General features: G+C 24.0%; 10 protein-coding genes. 9 read left to right on the top strand and 1 reads right to left on the bottom strand.

Features of this window, described 5'->3' with window-relative positions; genetic code table 4:
• Positions 1–104: 104 nt before the first annotated feature.
• Positions 105–2,603 (bottom strand): MOLPALP family lipoprotein, encoded by a 2,499-nt coding sequence (locus D500_RS01710; protein WP_008362973.1) that lies wholly within the window; start codon positions 2,601–2,603, stop codon positions 105–107.
• 201 nt (positions 2,604–2,804) lie between these two features.
• Here D500_RS01710 and rdgB point away from each other — a divergent pair, with 201 nt between their 5' ends.
• The 9 genes from rdgB to rpsB all read left to right on the top strand — a co-directional run bounded on the left by rdgB (position 2,805) and on the right by rpsB (position 12,824).
• Complete coding sequence (gene rdgB / locus D500_RS01715; RefSeq protein WP_008362975.1) at positions 2,805–3,407, top strand: RdgB/HAM1 family non-canonical purine NTP pyrophosphatase; 603 nt, start codon at positions 2,805–2,807, stop codon at positions 3,405–3,407.
• A gap of 12 nt (positions 3,408–3,419) precedes the next feature.
• Positions 3,420–3,965, top strand: coding sequence for a tRNA (cytidine(34)-2'-O)-methyltransferase (locus D500_RS01720; RefSeq protein WP_008362978.1), 546 nt, complete (start codon positions 3,420–3,422; stop codon positions 3,963–3,965).
• On the top strand, positions 3,965–4,831 hold the full coding sequence (locus D500_RS01725) for an HAD family hydrolase (RefSeq protein ID WP_008362980.1): 867 nt from the start codon (positions 3,965–3,967) through the stop codon (positions 4,829–4,831). Before D500_RS01720 ends, D500_RS01725 begins: the two co-directional genes overlap by 1 nt.
• Positions 4,832–4,991: 160 nt before the next feature.
• A complete protein-coding gene (locus D500_RS01730; RefSeq protein WP_008362982.1) occupies positions 4,992–7,133 on the top strand; it encodes an ATP-dependent Clp protease ATP-binding subunit in 2,142 nt (713 codons plus the stop codon).
• Positions 7,134–7,139: 6 nt separating this feature from the next.
• Positions 7,140–8,162 carry a heat-inducible transcriptional repressor HrcA gene (gene hrcA / locus D500_RS01735; protein ID WP_008362985.1) on the top strand — a complete coding sequence of 341 codons (1,023 nt, stop codon included), beginning with the start codon at positions 7,140–7,142 and terminating at the stop codon, positions 8,160–8,162.
• Between the two features lies 1 nt (position 8,163).
• A complete protein-coding gene (locus tag D500_RS01740) occupies positions 8,164–8,766 on the top strand; it encodes a nucleotide exchange factor GrpE (RefSeq protein WP_008362987.1) in 603 nt (200 codons plus the stop codon).
• 59 nt (positions 8,767–8,825) lie between these two features.
• Complete coding sequence (dnaK, locus tag D500_RS01745) at positions 8,826–10,601, top strand: molecular chaperone DnaK (RefSeq protein WP_008362988.1); 1,776 nt, start codon at positions 8,826–8,828, stop codon at positions 10,599–10,601.
• A gap of 62 nt (positions 10,602–10,663) precedes the next feature.
• On the top strand, positions 10,664–11,791 hold the full coding sequence (gene dnaJ / locus D500_RS01750; RefSeq protein WP_008362990.1) for a molecular chaperone DnaJ: 1,128 nt from the start codon (positions 10,664–10,666) through the stop codon (positions 11,789–11,791).
• Positions 11,792–11,981: 190 nt separating this feature from the next.
• Positions 11,982–12,824, top strand: coding sequence for a 30S ribosomal protein S2 (gene rpsB / locus D500_RS01755; RefSeq protein ID WP_008362992.1), 843 nt, complete (start codon positions 11,982–11,984; stop codon positions 12,822–12,824).
• Positions 12,825–12,829: the final 5 nt, after the last annotated feature.

Raw genomic sequence — 12,829 nt, forward strand, 5'->3', positions numbered from 1 at the left:
TACACTTAGATATTGCCAATAAAACTACTTTAAAACAAGATTAAATAAAAATAAAAAAGTTCAAATGTTTTTAATACATTTGAACTCAAATTTATAATAAAAAACTAATTTTTTGTTATTTTTGTAAATTTAAATTTAGAATCTTTATTTCTAGAATAATCAAATAAATACATAGTTGTAGTTTTATTTTTATTATTTATAAACTTAGCTTCTAAATGTTGAGAAATTAACTGATTATATCTATTTTTCTTATCATCTAAAAATGTATATGTAATACTATATTTCTTTTCATTTATTTTAGTATTTAAAGAATCATTAACTGATAATAAGAATTTTGATAATAAGTTAATAGTGTTTTGTGAATTATCAGATTTATTATTTGTATTAATATTTAAACCTTCATTAAATATCACATCTAATAATGAATCTTTTGCTATTGGATTATTTTTATCTGAAGTTCATCCAATTATTTGTAAAGTTTTATCTGGATTAGATTTTAAAATATCTAATAAATTAGAATTTAGATCATATGTAACATTAGGTGCTTTATAATCATATTTTTCAATTTTTGAAGTAATTTTAGTTAAAACAGTTAGATTGATATTTGTACTTTTTAATTGATCTAATTTTTCATTACCTTTAACATTCAAATCGTTTAATAACTTATTTAAATTATCAGCAATTGATTTATTTTGATATTCTTTAGCAAATGTTTTATCTTTTCATCAAGATTCATTCATTTTATTAAGTGGAGTTGTTAGTAAAGTTTTTAGATTAAAGCGTTCAACGTTTTTAAAAATAGAATCAAAGTTATTTTTAAAAGTATCAAAGTAATGTTGAATTAAAGTAAATGGAATATCTTCAGATTTTACAGGTATAAAAGAACCGAATTTTTTAAATAAATTCTCTATTTTTTCTTTAAATGTTTTAAACATTTCATCAATTTTTTTAACTATGAAGATATCACCACTGTAAAAAGTTTTAAAGGAATTTTTATTATCTTTATTATTTATTGTCACTGGAAACGCAACATTTAAAGTTGGTTCTATTATTTGTTCAAATAATAAAGGAAAGGCAAAACTCTTAAACTTTACTATATCATCACCTATTAATTTTGTTTCTTCTTGAACTATTTCTACAATAGAAGGTAATACCTTAACAAATAGATCGCTAATTGTTTCATTAAAATTCTTTGCTCCAGTTAATAGATTTGTTGATGCATATGATATTCATTTATAAATATAAGGAATAGAACGTTCAATTAATTTTTTAACATTTTCCTCTTTAACATTATTTTTTGCTAATAAAGGAGTTAGTTTTTCTACTAAAAAATCCTTTGCTAGAGTAGACAATAAATAAATTGAAGGATGTGCTTGTTGTTTTTCATAATAATCTTTAGGATCATCAGCTTTAAGCCCATTTGTAGAGTATTCAACTTTTTGAGTTGATAAAAACAACATTGCTAATAATTTTTGCAATTGATATCCATCTTTTTGTTCTTTATCTAATAACTCTTCAACTGGTTTTTTAAAAAAGGACAGTAAGTATTTTAAATTAATAGAAGAAGGTTTATTTTCAGTTATTTTGCCTATTGTTTTATCTTTATAAGCATCTTTAATAAATTCTTGATTTGATTTATTATCACTAAATAAATGATCAGTTGATTTTGGATTATATTCTCTAGTACTATCAAATAAACTTAATTTTAATTGTAAAAATTGTAAAGCTTGTAAAGTATAAACAACAATTTCTCATTCTCTATTTTTTTCAGATTCTTTTTTATTATTTATAATTGATGCTAGATTTTGACTAGCTTGCTTTAAAGATTCATTAGGATTTTTTATATCTAATTCAACTACTTTATAAGTTTTAGAACTTAATCCTAAACCTATAGCATTAGTTAAACTAGTATAAAAAGCTTTATTAAGATCTTCTAATTTAAGATCTTTATAATTTTTATTTACATCAATCTTTTGTTCAAATTTTTTAATAATCTCAATTGCATTTTTATTGGGTTGTGATAAAGATTCTAATCAAGATTTTAGATTAGGTTTAATGTTTTTAAACATTTCTTTTAATAAAGAATCAATATTTGAAAAATGATTAAACATAAACATAGGATTTAGTTTAGAACTAAATTCTAAAACTTTGATAATATCATCACTTGTTTTATTAGCATTATTTATATCTAAACTAAGTAATTTAAAAACTTCATTTAATACAGAATTATTTAAACTCTTATCTGAATCAAGTTTTATATTTTTATCTAAAACATTTTTATAAGAATCTTTTTCAAAATATTTATCAATAAATTGACTTGTTGATTTTAATAAACTAGTATCTATTTCATTTTTATCAATAGATAAATCATTTTTACTAGTTAGTAGTTCTAGATTTTCATTCAAGTTTTTAATTTCTTGATAATTTAGTTGTAATTGATCTGCTAAAATAAAGTCTTTAGCAAATAAACTAGCAGCAATTTTTGTATTTGTTAGTGAATTGTTAGATTCAAATTTATATTCTTTTTTATGACAAGCAATTACTGGTAAACTAGCTGTTGATATTATCATCATTGATGATAATAAAGCAATTAATTTCTTCATAATTCCTCCCGTATAAAACTTAAAATCGGTTAGGATAAAAGTTTTATACTTTGTTGTTTTATAACAAATTAAAATAAAATTCAAATCTTGAAGTGTTTAAAGTTGTTTAAAATTAAAAAATAAATGATTAATTTTAAATAATATATCAACTTTATTTTTAATATCTTAAAATTAAATTAGTAAAAAAAATAAAGGAAATTTATGAATAAAAAAGTAATTTATCTAGCTACAACTAATAAAAATAAAGTTAAAGAATTTAGCCAGATTTTAAAAGATTATGAAATAAAAAGTTTATTAGACATACCAAATTATGTTGAAATCAAAGAAAATAAAAACACTTTTAAACAAAATGCACTATTAAAAGCAAAACATTTAGCAAAATATATTAATGGAGTTGCAATTGGTGATGATACTGGAATTTGTGTTAAAGCGTTAAATGATTTTCCTGGTATTTATTCAAAAAGATGAGCTTATCCTTTAACTAATCATTATGATATTTGTAATAAATTATTAGATAAACTAAAACATATTAATCAGTTAAATAAAAGAAAAGCTTATATGACAACTGCTATAGCTTTATATGATGTCAAATCTAAAAAACAGTTTGTATATCAATCAAGAGCTAATGGTTATATTGATTTTCAAGTTAATCAATCTGATTTTGGATTTGGTTATGATTTTATTTTTATTCCAAAAGGATATGATAAAACTTATTCTTTATTAGATAGTGATTTAAAAAATCAAATTTCAGCTAGAAAAAAAGCAATAGATAAATTAATTGATTATATTGATAATGTAAAATAAATAAGGATTTATATGAATAAAAGAAAAATAAATATTGTATTATATCAACCAGAAATTGCTCAAAATGTTGGAGCTATTATGAGAACTTGTGTTGCTATTAATGCAAGATTACATATAATTGAACCACTAGGATTTATTTTTGATGATCGTCATTTATCAAGACCAAGTGCAAATGAGTATAAATTTGTTGATTGTATAAGATATGATGATTGAAATGATTTTATAACTAAACATCCAAATATTACTTTATTTTGTTTATCAAGATATGGTCAAAAACCAATTTCAGATTTTGACTTTACAAAAATTAATGATGATGTTTATTTAGTGTTTGGAAAAGAATCAACTGGAATTAGTAAACAAATCATTAAAGATAATTTTGATACAACTTTTAGAATACCAATGATAGCACAAGCTAGAAGTATTAATATTGCAAATACTGTAGGAATTGCTAGTTATGAAGTTTTAAGACAATGAGATTATTTAGATTTAGTTAAATATGAAACTCAAAAAGGTAAAGATTATATTTTAAGTGAACGTTGAAAAGGAATTGAAGAATAATGAACAATTATCCATATATTTTATCTGATCTTGATGGAACTATTTCATTAAAAGATTTTTCTATTAGTAAAAAAACTATTAAAGTAATTAGAAAATATCAAAAATTAAGTAATAACCGTTTTTCATTTTGTACTGGAAGAGTTGATGGATCTAATAAAAAAATAGCAGATCAATTAAAAGTTAGTTTACCTATAATTTCATGTAATGGAGCTTTAATTTCTGATTTAAAAACAAATACAGTTATTCATGCTGATTATTTAAATAATAAGTTGATGAGTCAGTTATTTAAATTAGCTTATGAACATAATATTGATATTGTTGGATATACTAATAATTTAATGATAGGAACTAATCATTCTGAAAGAATTATTTCTTGACAAAATTATATGAGTAAAACTAAGAAAAAATATCATTGAGAAATTAAAAAGTATAATGATTTATTAGAAATATCAAATGATTTAAAAAATAATAAAATTAAAATTGTTGAAGTAATTATTAGTTTACAAAATTTATCAGATAATGATGCAAATGAAAAACTAAACTTAATTAAAGAATGTATTAAAGATAAATTTGATTTAGTTCAATCTTTACCAAAACTATTTAATATTATGAAAAAAAATGTTAATAAGTTATCAGGATTAAAACATCTAGCTAAAGTTTTAAATATTAATTATAAAGATATTGTTGTGTTTGGTGATAATTATAATGATATTGAAATGGTTAAAGGTGTTAAAAAAGGATATTGTGTAAGTAATGGTGTTGATGAACTTAAACAAGTAGCTTTTAATATTTGTGATAGTTTAGAAAATGATGGTGTTGCTAAACAAATAGAACAAATCATTAAAGAAGTTAAAAATAAAAAGTAATTTATTCATATTTATAACATTAATATAATTAATAAAAATTTATTTACTTAGACCTTAAATGGTCTTTTTTATTTTTTTAGCACTCACTATATGCAATTGCTAAAAATGTGTTACAATAGAAATAGTTAAAAAAAGATTTTAACTTAAAGGAGCTGAGATAGTGGAATTTCAAGAAAAAGGAAAAATAACTGATGCTTTAAAAAAATATACAAGAGATCTAACAAAAGATGCCAAAGATAATAAATTAGATCCTGTTATTGGAAGAGAAGAAGAAATTTCTCGAGTTATTCAAATACTATCTAGAAAAACTAAAAACAACCCAGTTTTAATAGGTGAACCTGGTGTTGGAAAAACTGCTATTGTTGAAGGATTAGCTCAACGTATTGTTAAAGGTGATGTTCCAACATTATTAAAAAACAAACGTATTTTAGAACTAGATATGGGTAGTTTGATGGCTGGAGCTATGTATATGGGAGATTATGAATCTCGTGTTAAAGCAGTTGTTAGTGAAATCCAAAAATCAAATGGTGAAATCATTTTATTTATTGATGAATTACATTTAATAGTTGGTGCTGGAAAAACTGGAAATAATAGTGGAATGGATGTTTCAAACTTATTAAAACCAGCTTTAGCTAGAGGTGAATTAAAAGCAATAGGATCAACTACATTAAATGAATATCGCCAATATATAGAAAAAGATGCTGCTTTAGAAAGAAGATTTCAAAGAGTTTTAGTTAGTGAACCAACAATTGATCAAACTATTTCGATTTTAAGAGGATTAAAAGATCGTTTTGAAACATATCATGGAGTAAGAATTCACGATAATGCCTTAGTTTCAGCTGCTAAATTATCAAGTAGATATATAACTGATAGATATTTACCAGATAAAGCTATTGATTTAGTTGATGAAGCTTGTGCATCAATTAGAACAGAACTTGCAAGTGTGCCAATTGAACTAGATCAAGTTAATAGAAAAGTAATGCAACTAGAAATTGAAACATCTGCACTAGAAAAAGAAAAAGATGATAAATCAAAAGAAAGATGACAAGAAGCTAAAAAAGAATTAGATAGTTTAAAAATAGAACAAGCTAATTTAAATCAAAAATGAGAAAAAGAAAAAGAAGAATTAAGTAAAATTAATTCTCTAAAATCAAGTATTGAAAGTTTAAAACAAGAATTAGAAACTGCTCAAAATGATGGAAATTATAAAAGAGCTGGAGAAATTCAATATTCATTACTTCCATCACTTGAAAAAAACTTAGCCTTATTTGAAAAACAATCTGGTTCAAAAATGATTTCAGAAGAAGTAACAGAACATGAAATTGCAAAAGTTGTTTCAAAATCAACTGGAATTTTAGTTGATAGATTAATTTCTTCAGAAAAAGAAAAACTTTTAAATCTTGAAGATTTATTAAAAAAATATGTAAAAGGTCAAGATCAAGCAATTAAAGCTGTAACTTCAGCGATTATGAGAAGTAGAAGTGGAATTAAAAATCCAGACAAACCTATTGGAAGTTTTCTATTTTTAGGACCAACTGGAGTTGGAAAAACTGAAGTTGCAAGAAGTTTAGCTGATATTTTATTTAATTCACCTAAAAAAATGATCAGACTTGATATGAGTGAATATATGGAAAAACACTCTGTTGCTAAATTAATTGGAGCTCCTCCTGGATATGTTGGATATGAAGAAGGTGGACGATTAACTGAAGCTGTTAGAAGAAATCCTTATTCAATTATTTTATTTGATGAAATAGAAAAAGCTCATAGTGATGTGTTTAACATTTTATTACAAATTCTAGATGATGGAAGATTAACTGATTCACTTGGAAAAACTATTGATTTTAAAAACACAATTATAGTAATGACTTCAAATATAGCTAGTCAATATTTATTAACAAATGATGAATTTGCTAAAGTTGATGATCAAAAAATTCAAGAAGAATTAAACCAAGTGTTTAGACCTGAGTTTTTAAATAGAATTGATAATATTGTCTACTTTAATGCTTTATCAGTACAAACTATTGGTGAAATTGTTGATAAAGTTTTAGATGAATTAGCAACAAGATTACAAGATGAACAAAACTATTTTATTAACTTTTCAGAAGAAGCTAGAAACAAGATTATTAATGAAGGTTATGATAGATTATTTGGTGCAAGACCAATTAAAAGATATATTGAAAAAAACATTGAAACATTAATTGCTCATCATATTATTAGTGGATTTTTAATTGAAAATACTAGATATATAATTGATGTTAAAAACAACCAATTTGTTTTAGAAGAATTTAAACAATTTAATTAGGATAATATGTTAACTAATAGGCAAATAAAAATTTTACAAACAATAGTTGAAGAGTTTATAAAAACAAATCAACCAGTTGGTTCAAAAAGAATTTTAGAATTATTAGATATAAAAATATCTTCAGCAACAATTAGAAATGAATCTGTAGTTTTAGAACATGAAGGATATTTAGAAAAACAACACACATCAAGTGGAAGAACTCCTTCAACTAAAGGTTATCGATATTATGTTGATAATATTATGAAACTAGATTCAGCTGATTATACTAGATTAAAAACTTATTTAAACCAACTATTAGATTTAAGAAAATATGATATTGATAAAACAATAAACTATGCTAGTGAAATCATTAGTGAACTTACTAAAATGACAGCTGTTGTTATTAAAAAACAAAACACAAAAGATATTAAGTTAAAAAAAATTGAATTAATTGTATTATCTGAAATTTTAGCAAGTGTATTATTTATCTTTTCTGATGGTGATGTGCAAAATAAAATGTTTAATTTAAAAGATATCTCTTTATCTGATTTAAAAATAGCAATTAAATTATTTTCAGATTTTTTAGTTGATGTTAAATTAGATCAAATTCAAAATTATTTATCTGATTTAAAACAACAATTAGCTTTAAGTATTAAACAATATGATTATGTTTTAAACACTTTTATAAATACTATTTTAGAATCAAAAAATGAACAAAAAGAAACTCACGGAATGAGATATATGCTAGAAAACCCTGAGTTTAATGATACTAATAAATTAAAAAATGCAGTTAAGTTAGTTGAACAATTATCTCCTTTTGATTGATTTAATATTGCTTATGAATCTAATAAAAATATGAATAAAATAGCAATTAAAATAGGAAATGAAATTGATCAAATTAATGATGATATTTCAATGGTTGCAACAGAATTAAAAATTGGTAATTCTTCTACTGTTTTAACTTTAGTTGGACCAAAAAGAGTAGATTATAACCAAGTTAACCAGTTAATGAACTTAATTATTGAAATTATTAATACAAAGGAGAATTAAAATGACTGAAGAAATAAAAAATAAAAGATTAGATCAAAAATATGCTAGTCAAAATAAAAACAAAACTAAAGCTGAATTTGTAAAAACACATCCAAAAAAATCTGAATATCATAAGTTAAAACATAAACTTAAAAGTACTTTATTAGAACTTGAAAAACAAAAAGAATTAAATGAAACTTTAAAACATTCAATTGATTTAGAAAAGAAAACAAATTTAGTTGAAATTAATAATTTAACTAAAAAATATAATCAAAAAGAATTAGAAATTAAAAAATTTGGTGCAAGTAGTTTAGCAAAAGATTTGATTCAACCTTTAGAAATTTTAAAAAAAGTTGTTAATTCTTCTAATAATAATGAAGCAGTTCAAGCTTATGTTAAAGGGTTTGAAATGATTGTTAATCAAATAAATAATGTTTTAGAATCACATCATATTAAAGCTATGAATGTAAAAGTTGGAGATATGTTTGATCCACATAAACATGATGCTAATGAAGCAGTTGAATCAGATGTTTATAAAACAAATCAAATTATTGGGATATTAAGTGATGGATATATGATTCATGATAAAGTGCTAGTTTATGCAATAGTTAAAGTTGCAAAATAATTAATAAATATTTTAAAAGTAAAAGTAATTAATATTAAGTTACAAGGAGAAATAAAATCATGGCAAAAGAAAAAATTATTGGAATAGATTTAGGAACTACTAATTCAGTTGTTTCAGTTATTGAAGGGACTCAACCTATTATTTTAGAAAATCCTGAAGGTCAAAGAACTACACCAAGTGTTGTTGCTTTTAAAAACTCAGATATTATTGTTGGTGGAGCTGCTAAACGTCAAGCTGTAACTAATCCAAATGTTGTTCAATCAATTAAATCAAAAATGGGAACTACAAGTAAAGTTAATTTAGAAGGAAAAGATTATACTCCAGAACAAATTTCAGCTGAAATTTTAAGATATATGAAAAACTATGCTGAAGCTAAATTAGGTCAAAAAGTAACTAAAGCTGTTATTACAGTTCCTGCTTATTTTAATGATGCACAAAGAAAAGCTACAAAAGATGCTGGAACAATTGCTGGATTACAAGTTGAAAGAATTATTAATGAACCAACAGCAGCAGCATTAGCTTATGGATTAGATAAACAAGATAAAGATGAAACTATTTTAGTTTATGATTTAGGTGGAGGAACTTTTGATGTTTCTATTCTAGCTATTGGTGGTGGTAATTTTGATGTTATTGCAACTAGTGGAAATAATAAATTAGGTGGAGATAATTTTGATGAAGAAATTATCAAATGATTATTAGCAAAAATTAAAGCTGAATATAATATTGATTTATCAAAAGAAAAAATGGCTCTACAAAGATTAAAAGATGAAGCTGAAAAAGCAAAAATTAATTTATCAAGCCAATTAGAAGTTGAAATTAATTTACCATTTATAGCAATGAATGAAAATGGACCAATTTCTTTTGCAACAAATCTAACAAGAAGTGAATTTAATAAAATTACAAAACATTTAGTTGATATGACAATTCAACCAGTAAAAGATGCTTTAAGTGCTGCAAAAATAACTGCTGCTAAAATTGATGAAGTTTTATTAGTTGGTGGTTCAACTAGAATTCCAGCTGTTCAAGATTTAGTAAAAAGTTTATTAAATAAAGAACCAAATAGATCAATTAATCCAGATGAAGTTGTTGCAATGGGTGCTGCTATTCAAGGTGGTGTTTTAGCTGGTGATGTTACTGATATTGTTTTAGCTGATGTTACTCCATTATCATTAGGTATTGAAACTATGGGTGGAGTTATGACAAAATTAATTGAAAGAAACACAAGAATTCCAGCAAAAAGAACTCAAGTATTTTCAACTGCAACAGATAATCAACCAGCTGTAGATATTAATGTTTTACAAGGTGAAAGAGCAATGGCTGCTGATAATAAATCACTTGGTCAATTCCAATTAACAGGAATTCAACCAGCTCCAAGAGGAATTCCACAAATTGAAGTTACTTTTGAAATTGATACTAATGGTATTGTTAGTGTTTCTGCAAAAGATAAAAATACTAATGAAGAAAAAACTATTACTATTTCAAATTCAGGAAATCTAAGTGAAGATGAAGTTGAAAGAATGATTAAAGAAGCACAAGAAAATGCTGCTAATGATGAAGCTAAGAAAAAACATATTGAACTAAAAAATAAAGCTGAAAACTACATTAATATTATTGAAACTTCACTAGCTCAAGCTGGAGATAAAATTAGTGGTGAACAAAAAGAACAATCACAAAAAATGGTTGATGAAATTAAAGAATTAGTTAAAAATGAAGATTATGATGCTTTAGAACAAAAAATGAATGAACTAGAACAAGCAATGGCAGCTGCAGCTGAATTTGCTAATAAACATAATGATTCAGAATCAAATAATAATTCATCAGATCAAAATAACTAATATCTAAATATATAAAAACTAACTTTTGTTAGTTTTTGTTTTTATAGAAAAGAAGAGAGAATATGGCAAAAAAGGATTATTATGAAGTTTTAGGTGTCTCAAAAACAGCTAGTGAACAAGAAATAAGACAAGCATATAGAAAATTAACAAAACAATATCACCCCGATTTAAATAAATCTCCAGAAGCTCACGATAAAATGGTTGAAATTAATGAAGCAGCAGATGTTTTATTAGATCCTGATAAACGTAAAAAATATGATCAATATGGTCATATGGCTTTTGATAATTCTAGTGGATTTTCTTCTAATTTTACTGATTTTGAAGATATGTTTTCAAATATGCGTTCTGGTGGAACTTCATTTTTTAGTAATATGTTTTCTGAATTTTCTGATTTTTTTGGTTCAAGTAGATCAGATTATCAAAGATCAACTAAAGGAGAAAGTGTTAGTTTAAACATTTATTTAACATTTAAAGAACTTTTATTTGGAGTTGAAAAAACTATTGAAATTGATCTATTAACAAATTGTAGTTTTTGTAATGGAACTGGTGCTGAATCAAGTAGTGATATTAGTATTTGTTCTACTTGTCATGGAAGTGGTGAAGTTATTGTTGAAAAAAATATGGGATTTTTCCAATTTCAACAATCAGCAAAATGTTCTACTTGTCATGGAAGTGGAAAAATTATTAAAAACAAGTGTAAAAACTGTAAAGGAAAAGCAAAATATTTACAAAAACAAATAATTGATGTTAATATTCCAAAAGGAATTAGACCAAATCAACAAATTAAACTTGCTCAAAAAGGACATGCTTCAGTTAATGATGGAGTTAATGGTGATTTAATTGTAAATATTTATTTAAAACAATCTAAAGTATTTCAAATTATTAATGATAATGATATTTTAATGAGTTATAACATTAGTTATTTAGATGCAATTTTAGGAAATGAAATTAGTATTAAAACTTTAGATGGTGATATTAAATATAAATTACCAAAAGGAATTAATTCAAATGAAATTATTACAATTTCAAATAAAGGATTATATAAGTCTATAAATAGAGAAAAAAGAGGAGATTTATTAATCAAAGTTAATATTGTAGTTCCTAAAAATTTAGATAAAAAAGAAAAAGAATTAATTGAACAACTTTATAATCAAACTTCATTTAATCCAGAAAATAATATAGATAATTAAGCAGATTTAATCTGCTTTTTGTTCTGCTTATTAATTGCAAAATACAAAAAAATTGATAAAATATAAAAGTTGGTTATTTTTTAAAAAAATATCAATCAAAAATAAGAATTCACTTTCCTAGTGCTCAAATTAAATAAAAAGAGTGGAAAGTGTTCGAATTATTTTGAAGTTTAACAAATGAAAGGTTATTATGTCAAGAGAAATAACAAGAGAAGAATTATCTGCAGCTGGTGTTCAATATGGTCACCAAACTAAAAGATGAAACCCTAAAATGAAAGACTACATTTTTGGAGTAAAAAATAAAAATCATATCATTGATTTAGAAAAAACTATTACTCACTTAAATGCAGCACAAAAATTATTAGAATCACTAGGAAGCAAACAACAAAAAATATTATTTGTTGGAACTAAACGTTCTGGTAAAAATGCTGTTAAAGAAGCAGCCTTAAGAAGTGGAAATTTCTACATTAACAATAGATGATTAGGTGGAACATTAACTAATTTAAAAACTATTTTAATTAGAATTAAAGCTTTATGAGAAATTGAAGAAGAAGAAAAAAAAGGTCGTTTAGCTTTAAGAACCAAAAAAGAACAAATTAAAATTCTAAAAGAAAAAGCTAAATTAGAAAAAGCTTTAGGTGGAATTAAACAAATGCATAAATTACCAGCAGCTATTGTAGTTGTTGATCCTAAAGGTGATGAAATTGCAGTTAAAGAAGCAAGAAAATTAAACATCCCTGTAATTGCTATTTGTGATACTAATGCTGATCCAGATATGATTGATTATGTAATTCCTGGAAATGATGATTTACAAGAATCAGTAAACTTAATTATTAACATTTTAGTTGAAGCTTATGCTGAAGGTGCTCAAATTAAAATGAACCCATCAGTTTTAAAAACTGTTGCTCCAAAAAGAGAGCCAAGACAAAACAGATTAGCTGTTAATACTGAAAATACATCTGAAACTACAACTAGTGAACAAGCTGTAGTTGAAAAACAAGTTGAAAAAGTAAGTGAACCAAAAGCTGAATAAGGAGA

The organism is Mycoplasma feriruminatoris, assembly GCF_000327395.2.
In the GTDB taxonomy this organism is placed as follows: Bacteria; Bacillota_I; Bacilli_A; order Mycoplasmatales; family Mycoplasmataceae; genus Mycoplasma; species Mycoplasma feriruminatoris.